Annotated in this window: 10 protein-coding genes; 3 read left to right on the top strand and 7 right to left on the bottom strand. The window is 73.6% G+C overall.

Features of this window, described 5'->3' with window-relative positions:
• Positions 1-102: 102 nt before the first annotated feature.
• The gene (locus tag WMF12_RS12980) at positions 103-846 is read right to left on the bottom strand and encodes a YqjF family protein (RefSeq protein WP_437745941.1); all 744 of its coding nucleotides are present in this window, start codon (positions 844-846) and stop codon (positions 103-105) included.
• Positions 847-952: 106 nt separating this feature from the next.
• Between WMF12_RS12980 and dhaK the strand changes: the two genes are divergently transcribed.
• Genes dhaK through ptsP form a run of 3 tightly spaced genes read left to right on the top strand, consistent with a single transcriptional unit; the run spans position 953 to position 5160 of the window.
• Entirely contained in the window at positions 953-1954 is a 1002-nt protein-coding gene (dhaK, locus tag WMF12_RS12975) for a dihydroxyacetone kinase subunit DhaK (protein ID WP_437871348.1), read from the top strand.
• Positions 1955-1957: 3 nt separating this feature from the next.
• Positions 1958-2617, top strand: coding sequence for a dihydroxyacetone kinase subunit DhaL (gene dhaL / locus WMF12_RS12970; RefSeq protein WP_437745939.1), 660 nt, complete (start codon positions 1958-1960; stop codon positions 2615-2617).
• Positions 2614-5160 (top strand): phosphoenolpyruvate--protein phosphotransferase, encoded by a 2547-nt coding sequence (ptsP, locus tag WMF12_RS12965; protein WP_437871346.1) that lies wholly within the window; start codon positions 2614-2616, stop codon positions 5158-5160. Before dhaL ends, ptsP begins: the two co-directional genes overlap by 4 nt.
• 114 nt (positions 5161-5274) lie before the next feature.
• On the opposite strand, the gene WMF12_RS12960 is transcribed toward ptsP, so the two are convergent.
• The 6 genes from WMF12_RS12960 to WMF12_RS12935 all read right to left on the bottom strand — a co-directional run bounded on the left by WMF12_RS12960 (position 5275) and on the right by WMF12_RS12935 (position 13887).
• Positions 5275-6912, bottom strand: coding sequence for a pentapeptide repeat-containing protein (locus tag WMF12_RS12960; RefSeq protein ID WP_437871345.1), 1638 nt, complete (start codon positions 6910-6912; stop codon positions 5275-5277).
• Between the two features lie 11 nt (positions 6913-6923).
• Positions 6924-7544 carry a pilin gene (locus tag WMF12_RS12955; RefSeq protein ID WP_437871343.1) on the bottom strand — a complete coding sequence of 207 codons (621 nt, stop codon included), beginning with the start codon at positions 7542-7544 and terminating at the stop codon, positions 6924-6926.
• Positions 7545-7807: 263 nt separating this feature from the next.
• Positions 7808-8926, bottom strand: a complete 1119-nt coding sequence (wecB, locus tag WMF12_RS12950) for a non-hydrolyzing UDP-N-acetylglucosamine 2-epimerase (protein ID WP_437535334.1) — start codon at positions 8924-8926, stop codon at positions 7808-7810.
• Between the two features lie 116 nt (positions 8927-9042).
• Positions 9043-11880, bottom strand: a complete 2838-nt coding sequence (locus WMF12_RS12945; RefSeq protein ID WP_437871342.1) for a cation-translocating P-type ATPase — start codon at positions 11878-11880, stop codon at positions 9043-9045.
• A 288-nt stretch (positions 11881-12168) separates the two neighbouring features.
• Complete coding sequence (locus tag WMF12_RS12940; protein WP_437871339.1) at positions 12169-12894, bottom strand: class I SAM-dependent methyltransferase; 726 nt, start codon at positions 12892-12894, stop codon at positions 12169-12171.
• Positions 12895-12936: 42 nt separating this feature from the next.
• Positions 12937-13887, bottom strand: coding sequence for a glycosyltransferase family 2 protein (locus tag WMF12_RS12935; protein WP_437745932.1), 951 nt, complete (start codon positions 13885-13887; stop codon positions 12937-12939).
• Between the last annotated feature and the right edge of the window lie 130 nt (positions 13888-14017).

Here is a 14017-nt window from a genome sequence, read left to right as displayed (position 1 = left end):
CGCAGGCGCGGCCGTGTCCGCGGCGCGCTGGCTCCCGGGCTCCCCAGGGCATCGCGGCGCGGGAGCGCGATCGGATCACCGCGCGGCCGCGGCGCGGCGGCGTCACCCGCGCGGCGCGGCGGGCGTCAGCGCATAGACGTCGACGTCCACGCCCGGGCTATAGAGCACGTGCGGCGCCCCCGCCGGGGCGGGCAGGCCAGCCGCGGCGACGACGCTCTCCTCGACGTGGGTCACCTCGGCCCGGTGGAGCGGATAGGGCGCGTGGTGCACCTGCCCGATCTTGAGCGCGCCGCCGCTCGCGGCGAACAGCAGGTAACGCTCGGCCAGGAAGTGCTCGAAGGTCCCCGGCGCCGCGGCGCCGCCGTCGATCGCCGCGCCGACGCGATAGCGCGCCTCGAAGCGCGCAGGCACCGGGCCCGGCCAGCGCCGCTCGCTGCGGTAACGGACCTCCCCGTCCCTCGAGTCGAGATCCATCGAGGCGTGGTGATAGGGCAGGTGCCAGCCGACCCGGGCCGCGACGACCGCGATCGCCTTGGCCGCGTCCAGGCTGAAGAACCAGACGCCCGGCGCTCGCCCCTCGTGGTGAACGTAGGTGCGGACGTTGAGCTCGTGGAAGTTCGAGATCCCGGGCACGCTCGGCGACCACCAGGGGCTGACGTCGCGCATGGTGAAGGCGACGACGCCGACGTAGGCCCTGCCCTCGAAGGTGTCGAGTTCGAGCGCAGGCGGCACGACGGCGCGCAGCGCGGCGATCGGCGTCTCCCAGTGCAGGAAGAGCAGCTCTCTCCAGCGCTGGAAGCCCGCCGGGCGGCCTGGGGGGCGGAGCGTGGGGGCGATTCGATCCACGGCGACCTCATCATAGGACGGCGCGGTCAGAAGATCTCCTCTCGCGGCGGGCAATGGCATGGGGATATCCTGCGCGCGGGCCGAACGGGTACGGAGCGGAGGCAGGATGAAGAAGCTCATCAATGCGCCGGACGATCTCGTCGATGAGGCGCTCGAGGGGATGGCGCTCGCGCACGCCGAGCTCCTCCGGGTGAACGCCGCGCCGCGCTTCGTCACGCGCGCGGAGGCGAAGGGCAAGGGCAAGGTCGCGCTCCTCTCCGGCGGCGGCAGCGGGCACGAGCCGCTGCACGCCGGGTTCGTCGGGCGCGGCATGCTCGACGCCGCCTGCCCCGGCGCCGTGTTCACGAGCCCGACGCCCGACCAGATCTTCGAAGCGACGCGGGCAGTCGACGGCGACGCCGGCGTGCTCCACATCATCAAGAACTACACCGGTGACGTGATGAACTTCGAGATGGCCGCCGAGCTCGCGCGCGAGGCGGGAATCCCGGTGGAAGGCGTGCTCGTGAACGACGACGTGGCGGTCGAGGACAGCCTGTACACGGCCGGACGGCGCGGCGTGGGGACGACCGTCCTCGTCGAGAAGATCTGCGGCGGCGCCGCCGAGGCGGGCCGCCCGCTCGAGGAGGTGGCGGCGCTCGGCCGACGGGTCAACGCGCGCGGCCGCAGCATGGGGGTCGCGCTCTCCGCCTGCACGGTGCCGCACGCCGGCAAGCCGTCGTTCGAGCTCGGCCCAGGCGAGATGGAGGTCGGCATCGGCATCCACGGCGAGCCCGGCCGGCGGCGGGCCATGCTGGAGCCGGCCGACCGGGTGGCCGAGATCCTGATGCAGCCGATCCTCGACGACCTGCCGTTCGAGCCGGGCGACGACGTCCTGCTGTTCGTCAACGGCATGGGCGGGACGCCGCTCCTCGAGCTCTACGTCGTGTACCGCAAGGCGTGCGCGATCGCGCAGGGCCGCGGCCTCAAGGTCGCGCGCAGCCTCGTGGGGTCGTACATCACGTCGCTCGAGATGGCCGGCGCGTCGGCGACCCTGCTCAAGCTCGACGACGAGATGCTCCGCTGGTGGGACGCGCCGGTGCACACGCCGGCGCTGCGCTGGGGGACCTGAGCCATGGACGCCTTGAACGGCGCGCACATCGCGGCGTGGATCGAGCGCGCGGCCGACGTCATGGAGCGCGAGAAGGTGCTCCTGACCGAGCTCGACGCGGCGATCGGCGACAGCGACCACGGCGTCAACATGGCGCGCGGCTTCACGGCGGTGCGCGCCCGGCTCGGCGGCCTCGATCACGGCGACGTCGGCGCGCTGCTGAAGGGCGTCGGGATGATCTTGCTGTCGACCGTCGGCGGGGCGAGCGGCCCGCTCTACGGCACGCTGTTCCGCGATGCGGGCCAGCGGGCGACCGGCGCGGCGGCGCTGGACCTCGCGGCCCTGGCCGGGTGCCTCGAGGCGGGCCTCGACGGCGTGAAGCGGCGAGGCAAGGCGTCGCCCGGCGACAAGACGATGGTCGACGCGCTCTCCCCTGCCGTCGATGCGCTCAAGGCCGCGCTGAGCGCGCCGGCGCCCACGGGCGACCCGGCGCGCTCCCCGCTCATGGACGGGCTCGCTCGCGCCGCCGAGGCGGCGCAGGCCGGCGCGCTTGCGACCGTGCCGCTCATCGCTCGCAAGGGCCGGGCGAGCTACCTCGGTGAGCGCAGCGCTGGGCACCAGGACCCCGGCGCCACGTCGTGTTCGCTCTTGCTGCGGAGCCTGGCCGCGACGGCAGGCGTATGAGCGGGGCGGCGGGCCGCGTCGGGCTCGTCCTGGTCTCGCACAGCCGCGTGCTCGCCGAGGCCACCGAGGCGCTGGCCCGCCAGATGACCGGCGAGGCGGTCACCATCGCGTGCGCGGCGGGCGCGGGCGACGGCGGCGCGGAGCTCGGCACCGACGCGACCGCGATCGCCGCGGCGATCGAGCGCGTCTGCGGGCCGGCCGGCGCCGTCGTGCTGATGGACATCGGCGGCGCGATCCTGAGCGCCGAGACGGCGCTCGAGCTCATCGATCCGGCCATCGCCGCGCGCACGCGCCTCACCGGCGGGCCGATCGTGGAAGGGGCGGTCGCGGCCGCCGTGCGGGCTGCGGCGGGCGGCACGCTCGATCAGGTCACCGCGGAGGCGCGGCAGGCGCTCGTTCCGAAGGCCGAGCAGCTCGGCGAGGCGGAGCGCCCCGCGTCGGCGGTGGTGGCCGCGACCGATGCGGCCGCCGCGGCGGCGGTGGCCGCGACCGATGCGGCCGCCGCGGCGGCGGTGGCCGCGACCGATGCGGCCGCCGCGGCGGCGGTGGCCGCGACCGATGCGGTCGCGCTGGCCGCGACGGTCGAGCTCGCGATCGCCGATCCGGGCGGCCTGCACGCCCGCCCTGCCGCGCGGCTCATCACGCGCGCGGTGGCCTTCGACGCGGCGATCACCCTGGAGAACGTGACGGCCGCGCGCGGTCCGGTGCCGGCCTCGAGCCTGATCGCGCTCGCCTCCCTCGGGGCGCGCCGGGGAGACGTGCTGCGCTTGCGCGGGACCGGGCGGCAGGCGGTCGAGGCGGTCGAGGCGCTCGCTGCGCTCCTGCAGCGCGACGCGCCACCGGCCGCGCCTACGGCGCCCCCCGCCTCGTGCCACGCGATCCCCGTCGCGCCCGGCGTCGCGCTCGGCCCCATGGTCCGGCTGGTGCGGTCGATCCCGGAGGTCCCCGAGACCACGGTCGACGATCCTGCGGCCGAGGCCGAGCGGCTGCGGCGGGCGCTCGATCTGGCAGCGCAGGACCTCGGCAGCGCGCTGCGCGGCACCGACATCCTCGACGCCCATCAGGCGCTGCTCTGCGACCCGGCGCTCGTCGACGAGGCGATCTCCCGCATCGAGCGGGAGCGCTGCAACGCCGCCTGGGCGTTCCGCCAGGCGATCGACGCCGCGGCCGCGATCTACCGGCAGCTCGACGACCCGTACCTGCGGGCGCGCGAGGCCGACGTTCACGACGTGGGCGACGCCGTGGTGCGCGCCCTGCTCGGCGGCGCCGCGGCGGTGCTGCCCGACGGGCCGCCGGCCGTCGTCGTGGCCGAGGACCTCACGCCGTCGGAGGCCGCGCGGCTCGAACCGGGGCGGGTGCTCGGCGTCATCGACCGGCGCGGCGGTCCCACCTCGCACGCGGCCATCCTGCTGCGGAGCGCCGGCATCCCCGCGGTCGCCGGAGCCGCGGCGCTGGTGCCGGACGCGGGCGGCGCGCGCGCCGGCCTCGACGGCGCGACCGGCGAGGTGTGGCTCGACCCGGATCCCGAGACCACGATCGAGCTCCAGCGGCGGCAGGCGGCCCTCCGCGCGTCACGGCGGCCGCCAGGCGCCCGGGACGGCCGGTTGCGCCTCGCCTGCGGTCGCGAGGTCGAGCTCTGGGCGAACGTGGCTGGCCCGTCGGATGCGCGCGTCGCGCGCGAGGCTGGCGCCGTCGGGATCGGGCTCCTGCGCACCGAGATGCTGTTCCTGGACCGCGTGGACGAGCCTGGCGAGGACGAGCAGGCGGAGCTGCTCGCGGAGATCTTCGCGGCGTTCGCCGGCGCTCCGATCGTGGTCCGCACGCTCGACGCCGGCGGGGACAAGGCGCTGCCGTACCTCGATCTCGACGCCGAGGCGAACCCCAGCCTGGGCGTCCGCGGCGTCCGCCTCTCCCTCGCGCGGCCGGCGCTGCTCGAGGCGCAGCTCCGCGCGATCCTGGTCGCGGGGCGCGGCCATGACATCCGGGTGCTGATCCCGATGGTCTCGACCGCCGCGGAGGTGAGCGCCGTGCGCGCCGCGCTGGAGCGCGCGCACGAGGCGCTCGCGGCGACGGGCGCGGCGCACCGCTGGCCCGTGGCCACGGGCATCATGGTCGAGGTGCCGTCGGCGGCGCTCATGGCGGAGCGCCTCGCGCGCCAGGCCGACTTCTTCAGCATCGGGACCAACGATCTGACGCAGCACACGCTGGCGGCCGAGCGCGGTCACCCGCGGCTGCACGCGCTCGCGGATCCGGCGCACCCGGCCGTGCTGCGGCTCGTGCGTGCGGTGGTGGAGGCGGGGCACGCCGCGAAGCGGCCGGTCTCGGTGTGCGGCGAGGCCGCCGGCGATCCCGGCGTCGCGCCGCTCCTTGTCGGGCTCGGGATCACGCGCCTCAGCATGTGCGCCTCCGCGTTCGACGCGGTGGAGGACGCGCTCGCCGGCGCCTCGTTCGCCGATCTCGCCACCATCGCCGAGGAGGCGCTCGCGGTCGACGACGCGGCGGCGGCCCGCGCAACCCACGCGGCCGCGCGGCGTCCGGGCTGACGTCGGTGCGGTGACGGAGCGGCCAGACGCCTGGCCAGGGACCGCCAGACGTCTGGCCAGTCCGGCGCCCGACCTCTCGAGCGATCCGGCCCGCGACCGCCGATGCGCCGCTCGCTACAGCGCCCCCGCCGGCGCGGCGCCCTCGTGCGCGGAGCGCGCGGTGGTGTCGCCCGAGGGCTGACTTGCCCGCACCGGGTGTCCCAGCAGGCACGCGCCTTCGCCGGGCAGCTCCGTCGCCGCGTCGCACGCCGCGAGCTCCCAGCCGGTCGCCTGTTCGGCGTCGGTCCCGGTGAGGTCGGCACCTCGGAGGTTGGCAGCGGTCAGATCGGCGGTCCCGAAGGTCGACTCCATCAGCGCGGCGCCCGAGAGGTCCGCCCCGGCGAGGCGCGCGTTCCGGAAGCTGCTCTGGCTGAGATCGGCTCGGGAGAGATCGAGTCCCGACAGATCCAGCCCGTCGAAGCTGCGGTGACCGCTCCGCGCGAGGAGGCGTACGGCGGTGGACCGTTGCGCGGCGTCGCCCGAGGCGAGCGTGGCGCGCAGCCGGAAGACCGCGAGGCGCGACGGATCGAGGCCATAGACGAGCGTCGCGGCGAACGCGGCGAGCACGAGGCGGGCGCCCAGGGAGCGCGGGGCGTTGCGTTCGGCGCCGACAAGAGGCAGCGCGAAGGTCAAGAGCGCCGCGCCCAGCGCGCTGCCGGCGTGCGCTGCCAGGAGGAGGCCGCGTGGAGGGATCTTCGCCAGAGCGACGGCGACCGCGAGGACGAGCAGCAATGCGCCGCCGGAGAGCGCGAGGCGCAGCTCGGTCGACCGCGCGAGCTGGGGCGCGTCCGGCGCCCTCCGAGGGCCACCGGACACGGCGGCGCGGCGGACCGCCGGAGGCTCGCGCTCACCGGCAGCGCGGCGCGCCACGCCCTGGCGGGGAACGTCGGTCACGGGGGGCATCCGCTGCGACTCGGGTATCCGCTGAGACTCGGGTGGCGCCGAGCTCCGTTGCGATGACCACGCCGCCTCCATCCGCCGCGAGTCCGGCGCCGCCTCCATCCGCCGCGAGTCCGGCGCCGCCTCCATCCGCCGCGAGTCCGGCGCCGCCTCCATCCGCCGCGAGTCCGGCGCCGCCTCCATCCGCCGCGAGTCCGGCGCCGCCTCCATCCGCCGCGAGTCCGGCGCCGCCTCCATCCGCCGCGAGTCCGGCGCCGCCTCCATCCGCCGCGAGTCCGGCGCCGCGGGGCGACGGCTCCGCGCTGCGCTCTCGGGGACCGCGTCGGCGCTCGCGAGGGCGTCGCGCAGCGGCGAAGGGAACGACGCGATGTCGTCGAACGACGCGCCCGCGCTCGCCAGCGCCAAGATGGCCTCCTCGTCGAAGCCGGAGCGCGCGCACGCCGACGGATCGACGCGCGCGCCCACGAGCGAGCCCGCCGAGGAGAGCGAGCGCGGGAGCTTGGCCCCGCGCAGATCCGCGGCCGCGAGCAGCGCCCCGCCGAGCAGCGCCCCCGAGAGATCGGCCCAGCGCAGGTCGGCCCCGGTGAGGTCGGCGTTGACGAGCGACGCGGCGTCGAGCCGCGCCCCCCCGAGGTTCGCGCCGGTGAGCTTGGCCCCGTCGAGGCGCGCGCCCGCGAGGTTCGCGCCCTGGAGGTCGGCGCAGCGCAGGTGCGCGGCCGCGAGGTCCGCGCCGGGGAGCTCGATGGCGGTGCTCTCGCCGCCGCGGCGCGACGAGAGGGCACCGAAGAGCGTGTGGAGAGCTGCGGTGTCCATGGCGGCGCCGCCTACTCGTCCGGGTCGATGGTGCCGATCGTGCTCGCGAACACCACCTGCCCGTCCTTCATGTAGCCGTCCAGCGCGAACCACGCGTGCGTATTATCCCCGTCGAGGTCGCCTCGCGCATAGGCGGCCCACCTGCGCTCCACCGGCACGTCCTCCGGGAAATGGTTGACGGAGACAGGCATGGGAGAGCCACCGAGTCGATATCGATACTGGTACGACTGAGGGTGGCTGACCGAGAACGCAAGGCACTTCCAGCCAACGGTCGGACTCCCGGTGTTGTAGTCCACACCCGGGCTGGGATCGGGCTGATATTTCTTCCCCTGGACACGATAGAACGCGTTGGGCACGGTGACCGCATCGCTGCACAGCGGCTGGACCGCCGCGGTGCCCGACATCGCCTGGAGACGCTCGGCCGAACCGACGACGGCCCTGGCGATGCCACCGACCGTCTGCTTGGCCTCGGCCGATTTGGCGAGCACGAGGTACTTCGACACCCCCTGGGTCCCCAGGGCGGCCAGGATCGCCACGACCCCGCCCGCGACCATCACCTCGACGAGCGAGAAACCTCGTTGACCTCGCCTTCGAGCCGCCCACTCCACGCCAGGTCGAAAATTTCTTGCCACGATACAACTATATACCGGGGCTGTTCATCGATAAACAAGCACAACCCAGAGCGCTCTGGGCCATGGAACGCTGTTTGGTCGGGGGTTGTGGGGAGTGTGGTCGTGCGGCCGGCGCGACTCCCACGTAGGCCACGGAAGAAGCGATGTGGCGGCGCGGTGAGCGCGCGTGGTGCATCCTGCGCTCGGCGTCGCGTCAGTCGCGTCAGTCGCGTCAGTCGCGTCAGTCGCGTCGGCACCGCGGCGAGCGAGGATGGGCGGTGAGCTCAGGCGCGCGGGCCAGCGGTCTTGGGCGGCGGATCACCCGCGAGGAACGCTTCCAGCGCGTCGGCGATGCGCTCGCCGGTCTTGCCGTCCCATCCCTCAGGCACGGAGCCTCGCTTGGCGCGGCCGTCGAGGATGGCGTCGACCTCGCGCGCGATGAGCGCGGCGTCGAGCCCGACGACGATGTTCGTGCCCTGCGTCACGGTGATGGGCCGCTCGGTGCCCTGACGCATCGTGAGGCACGGGATCCCGAGCGCGGTCGTCTCTTCCTGGATGCCGCCGGAGTCGGTGGCGACGAGCAGCGCATTGCCCATCACGGTCACGAAATCGTCGTATCCGAGCGGCTCCATGATCCGGAGCCCCTTCGTCTCGCGGAGGCGCGCCGACAGCCCGAAGGACTCGGCGCGGGCGACGGTGCGCGGGTGGACGGGGAACACGGTCGGCAGGCGCTGCGCGATCGCCTCGAGCGCGTCGAGCGTCTCGGCGAGCCGCTCGGCGCTGTCGACGTTGGCCGGGCGGTGGAGCGTCGCGATCGCGTACTTCTTCGGCTCGAGCCCGAAGCGCGAGAGCGCGTCCGTCTGGCGCTTGAGGGCGTAGTGGACCGAGTCGATCATCACGTTGCCGACGAACCGGATTCGCTCGGGCGGGATGCCCTCCGCGAGCAGGTTGGGGTGGGCGTCGTGAGAGGGGGTGAGCAGGAGATCGGAGAGCTGGTCCGTGAGGATGCGGTTGATCTCCTCGGGCATCGTCCAGTCGCGCGAGCGCAGCCCGGACTCCACGTGGACGACGGGAATTCCGAGCTTGGACGCCGCGAGCGCGCCTGCGAGGGTGCTGGTGACGTCCCCGACGACGACAACCACCTTGGGCCGGTGCTCGATCATGTCGGCCTCGGCGCCGACGAGGACCGCCGCCGTCTGCTGGGCGTGCGAGCCGCCGCCTGCCTTGAGCGTGTGATCCGGCGTCGGCAGGCCGAGATCCCGGAAGAACACATCGCTCATCGTCGTGTCGAAGTGCTGCCCCGTGTGGAGCAGCCGCATCGGTAGACGGCGCGCCTTGAGGGCGCGGCAGATGGGGGCGAGCTTCATGAAGTTCGGGCGCGTCGCGGCGACGAGGTAGATCATCTCGACCGAGGATGATGCCGTGGTACTCGGCGCAGCACCAGCGTTTTGACGGAGCCGCGGGCGCGGCCGGCGCTCGATATCGTCATCGTCATCGTCACGACTTACGATGACGACACCTACGCGCCGCGGTTCGCCATCGCGCCCGCGACGCCGCCCACGTCGGACGCGTCGGACCTGCGCTCGCGATCCGCCGAGCGCCGCGCCCGGCGTGTGCGCCACCACCGCTCGACGCTCATCACCGGCAAGATCGACATCGCCACCAGCGTCGACTTCACCCACGCGTCGAGCGAGAGCGGCGCCGAGCCGAACAGCGTGTGCATGAACGGCACATAGACGAAGCAGAGCTGCAGCGCGAGCAGCGCGCCGATCCCGACGTAGACCCAGGGATTCGAGAAGAGCCCGATCTTCAGCATCGAATCGCGCAGCGACCGGCAGTTGAGCACGTAGAAGATCTGGAACAGCACGACCGTCGTGACCGCCGCGGTCTGGGCCTCGCGGTAGGCGATCTCCGAGACGACGCCGCCGCGCACCTCCGTGAAGTACTCGTAAAAGAACAGCCCGATCGCCCCGGCCGTCATGAGGACCGCGACGATCGCCGTACGCACGAGCACGAACCGGCTCAGGATCGGCTCGCCCGGATCCCGGGGCGGGCGGCTCATCACGTCCTTCTCCATCGCCTCGAACGCGAGCGGCAGGGAGAGCGCCACCGTGGCGACCAGGTTGACCCAGAGGATCTGGACGGCCGTGATCGGCATGAGCGGCGCGCCCCCGACGATCGGGAAGCTCATCACCGCCACGAGCAGGATCAGCGCCTCGCCCAGGTTCGTCGGCAGCACGAACGCGAGCGCCTTGACCAGGTTGTCATAGACGCGGCGCCCCTCCTCGACCGCCGCCCGGATGCTCGCGAAGTTGTCGTCCGTCAGCACGACGTCGGCGGACTCCTTCGACACCGCGGTCCCCGTGATCCCCATGGCCACGCCGATGTCCGCCTGCTTGAGCGCGGGCGCGTCGTTCACGCCGTCGCCGGTCATCGCGACGACCTTCCCCTCGGCCTGCAGCGCCTTCACCAGGCGGAGCTTGTGCTCCGGCGCGACGCGCGCGAACACGTGCGTGGACGTCGCCGCCGCGCGCAGCTCGCCCTCCGAGAGCCGCGAGAGCTCCGTGCCGTTCATCGCGCGCGCCCCGTCCGGCACGAGCCCGAGCTGCCCGCCTATCGCCCGCGCGGTCGCCAGGTGGTCGCCCGTGATCATCTTCACGGTGATCCCGGCCGCGTGGCACGCCTTGATCGCGTCGATCGCCTCGGGCCGCGGCGGGTCGATCATCCCCTCCAGGCCGAGGAGCTCGAACCCCTCCGGGAGGTGCTCCTCGTCGAGCGAGGCCACGTCGCGGCCCGCCGGCCGCGAGGCCACGGCGAGCACGCGCATGCCCTGCGCCGCCATCTGCTCGACCTGCGCCATCACCTGGGCCCGCCCCGCCTCGCCGATCGCGGCGCGGCCGAGCACCGCCTCGGGCGCCCCCTTCATGAAGATCACCCGGTCTCCGCCGGGGGCCTCGTGGAGCGTCGCCATGAGCTGCCGCTCCGACGAGAACGGGACGACATCGACGCGGCGGTGCTCCCGCCGCGTCCCCTCGACGTCCACGCCGAGCTTCTGGGCCGCGACCACGAGCGCGCCCTCCGTCGGGTCGCCCTCGATGCCGCAGGCGTCCCCCTCGCGCGTCATGCGGGCGTCGTTGCAGAGCAGCCCCGCGCGGAGCAGCGCGCGCACCGCCTCGGGCACCTCGCCGACCGGCGCGCCGTCGCGGCGGAGCTCGCCTTCGGGCGCGTAGCCGACGCCGGTCACCTCGATCGCGGCTCCGGCCTGCTCGAGCGCCGCCTCCCCTTGCGCGCCGGCGGCGGGCGTCCACAGGGCCCGGACCGTCATCTCGTTCCGCGTCAGCGTCCCGGTCTTGTCCGAGCAGATGACGCCCGTGCTGCCCAGCGTCTCGACCGCGGGCAGCTTCCGGATCACCGCGCGGCGCCGCGCCATCCGCTGCACGCCGATGGCGAGCGAGATGGTGATGATCGCGGGCAGCCCCTCCGGGATCGCGGCGACCGCGAGCGAGATGCCCGCGAGCATCGCGTCGACCGGCCGGTAGCCCCGGAGCAGCGCGACCCCGACGATGAGCAGCGCGACCGCGACGATCGCGACGGTCAGCACGCGGCCGACCTTGGCCATCGAGCGCGTGAGCGGCGTCTCGATCTCGGTCGCCTCGTGGAGCATCGAGGAGATGCGGCCGAGCTCGGTCGCGGCGCCCGTGGCGACGACCACCGCGGTGGCCGTGCCGCTGGTCACGAGCGTCCCGCCGAAGGCGAGGTTCTTGCGGTCGCCGACGCCGGCGTCCTCGGGGACCGCCGCGACGTGTTTGTCCGACGGCACCGACTCCCCGGTGAGCGCCGACTCGTCCACGTGGAGGTTCTTCACCGAGAGCAGCCGGGCGTCAGCGGGGACCTTGTCGCCGGCGTCGAGCACCACCACGTCGCCGGGGACCACGTCGGCGGCGGGGATCACGCTCCGCTGGCCGCCGCGCACGACCGTGGCCGTCTGGGGCACCATGTCGACGAGCGCCTCGATCGCCTTGCCCGCGCGGAGCTCCTGGACGAAGCCGATCGCCGTGTTGAGCACCACGACCGCCAGCACGACCGCGCCGTCGATCGCCTCGCCCATGGCCATCGCGAGGGCCGCCGACGCGAGCAGCACGTAGATGAGCGGGTCGTTGATCTGACGGAAGAGCAGCTTGAGCGGGCCGTCGCCTTTCGCGCGCTGGATCACGTTGGGCCCGACGTCCTTGAGCCGCCGGGCGGCCTCGTCGCCCGCGAGGCCGGCCTCGGCGCTCTCGATCCTGGAGAGCACATCGGGGGCAGGCAGGCTGTGCCAGGCGATCGCGGCCGACGGGGGGAGGACGCGTTGGGACATGGAGTCATCTCCTGCGGTGGCAGCCGCGCTGTGCGCGCTGAACCGACCGGCTGTGGCTGCTCATCACGTGGCCTTCACGTGCTGGCGCGTGGTTTCCCCTGTCATTCGGCACGTCTCATGCCAGACCGCGCCACAGCGGAACCGGGCTGTTCAGCACACTGAGCGGCTCGCGCGGGCAGGCTGCCGGCGGGACCTTTTCACCCCGGCGGGGAATTTTGCCCCACGACGCTCGCCCCGCGCGTCCGGCGGCGCGTCAGCGGGTGCGGGCTCGCGGCGCTTGCGGGTGGCCTAGCCGCGCGCGTAGGCGAAGGTGCCGTCGATGTTGAGCAGCCGCGTCGCCTGGACGAGCTCGGCCACGGTCACGCCGAAGCGCCGCACGAGCCGGTCGGCGACGTCGCGCCGGAGGATGTCCCTGCGAAAGATGTGCAGCGTGCGGGGGGCGAAATACCCCTCGAGCTCCGCGAACGTGAGGCGCTGGTAATCCGCGCTGCCGGGGACGGGCTGCCGCGACACGACATCGTAAAAGAAGAAGATGCCGCCCGGCCGGAGCAGGCGGAGCGCCTTGTCCATGAGGCCTCGCTTGAGCTCCGTGTTGGTCACCGACGACAGGACCGCAAACATCATCACCACATCGAACGGGCCCCCGACGTCGGCCGTCAAGAAGTCGCCCGCGACGAAGCGGATGCCAGCGAAGCGCGAGCGCGCGAGCTCGGTGCGCTGCGCGACGAGATCGATGCCGGTGAGGCGCGTCGGATCCGCGCCGAGCTCGACCAGCCAGGCCAGGTTGGATCCCGACCCGCAGCCCACGTCGAGCACCGACATCTCGCGCAGCGCCTCGGGCGTGCGCACGCCGCACGCGACGAGCGCGTCGCGCAGGCGGCGCTGCCGCTGCCGCGCGACGAGGTACGGGTGGGCGTTGAGCAGGCTCGCCCAGGGGTTCCCGGGCAGGAAGCGCTCGGTGTAGTGCCGCTTGATCGCCGCGAGATCCCGCTCGAAGCCGCCCTCTTCAGCCATCGGTCCGCCTCCCTCCCCAGCGCGCCCCGCCGGCCCGCTCCATCAAGGCTGCCCCACGGCCCACGCCGGCAGGCGCTGGACCCCCCAGCGCACCACCTTGAGCAGCCCGAGCGCCACCGTTTGCTCCACCGTGAGCCGGCGATGCGGCTTCCGCCGCGCGAGGTACGCGTCGAGGTAGCGCAGGAACTCGGGGTCCGGCTCCATGCCGCCCACCTCGCGCCGGATGCGCCGGTACTTGCGCGTCTTCCAGATGAAGTTCTCCCAGCTGTCGAAGTAGTCGTGCCGCATCAGGAGATCGGGCACGTAGACGACCCGCAGATCAGGGAAGTCCTTCGCGATCCGGTAGACGAGGTAGACCCCCTCGGCGCCGTAGAACTGATCGGGAAAACCCCCGGTCGAGAGGTAGACGCCGCGCCGGATCGCCATGTGCCCCTCGGTCGCGAGGACGTCGTCGACGACGTCGTCGCCGCGGTCGTAGTGCCCCGCGAGCGTGCAGAAATAGGGGTGCTCCTTGGGGATGATCCGGCCGCGCATCGCCGCGATGCGGGGGTCCTGGAAGACACGGCAGACGACCTCGACGAACGTCGGCGCGATCAGCCCGTCGTCGTCGATGAAGGCGACGTACTCGCCCCGCGCCCAGGCGATGGCGGCGTTGCGCGCGGCGTTCAGCGGAATTCCGTCGGTGAGGCGCAGCTCGACGTCGACGAGCGGGGCCGAGCGCGGCCGCAGGTGCTCGATGCCGCCGCTGTCCGCGAGCAGGATCTCGAACGGCACGTCGAGCGCAGCCGTCTGGCCGCGCGCGTGCTGGAGGCACTCGATCAGGTAGTCCTTCGCCTTGTAGGAGATGACGATCAGCGTGAGCTTCGGCGACGGGACCTCGCGCCGCACGATGAGCTCCTTCACCTCGGGCGCGTATTTCGCGCGCCACGCCTCCTGAAGGGCGCGCTCGGCCTCGGGGAGCCCCGCTCGATCCTGGAGAAGATGGTCAGGCATCACGGGCTCGCATGCCACGGGGGCCGCCGCGCAGGCAAGGATGTCGAGCGGGCGCCGCCCGGGGAGCGGCGTCGGCGCGCGCGCTCAGCGCGGAGAGCGCGGCGTCGGCGCGCGCGCTCAGCGCGGAGAG

It is taken from the genome of Sorangium sp. So ce363, from assembly GCF_051520435.1.
Taxonomy (GTDB): Bacteria; Myxococcota_A; Polyangia; order Polyangiales; family Polyangiaceae; genus Sorangium; species Sorangium cellulosum_B.
The sequence above is the reverse complement of the archived record's forward strand: the minus strand, read 5'-3'. Positions and strand labels throughout refer to the sequence as shown.

Bases quoted from the DNA above. Each gene is read 5' to 3' on its own strand.
- dhaK (WP_437871348.1), top strand. From the start codon at position 953: ATGAAGAAGCTCATCAATGCGCCGGACGATCTCGTCGATGAGGCGCTC.
- dhaL (WP_437745939.1), top strand. From the start codon at position 1,958: ATGGACGCCTTGAACGGCGCGCACATCGCGGCGTGGATCGAGCGCGCG.
- ptsP (WP_437871346.1), top strand. From the start codon at position 2,614: ATGAGCGGGGCGGCGGGCCGCGTCGGGCTCGTCCTGGTCTCGCACAGC.
- WMF12_RS12960 (WP_437871345.1), bottom strand. From the start codon at position 6,912: ATGGACACCGCAGCTCTCCACACGCTCTTCGGTGCCCTCTCGTCGCGC.
- wecB (WP_437535334.1), bottom strand. From the start codon at position 8,926: ATGATCTACCTCGTCGCCGCGACGCGCCCGAACTTCATGAAGCTCGCC.
- WMF12_RS12945 (WP_437871342.1), bottom strand. From the start codon at position 11,880: ATGTCCCAACGCGTCCTCCCCCCGTCGGCCGCGATCGCCTGGCACAGC.
- WMF12_RS12940 (WP_437871339.1), bottom strand. From the start codon at position 12,894: ATGGCTGAAGAGGGCGGCTTCGAGCGGGATCTCGCGGCGATCAAGCGG.
- WMF12_RS12935 (WP_437745932.1), bottom strand. From the start codon at position 13,887: ATGCCTGACCATCTTCTCCAGGATCGAGCGGGGCTCCCCGAGGCCGAG.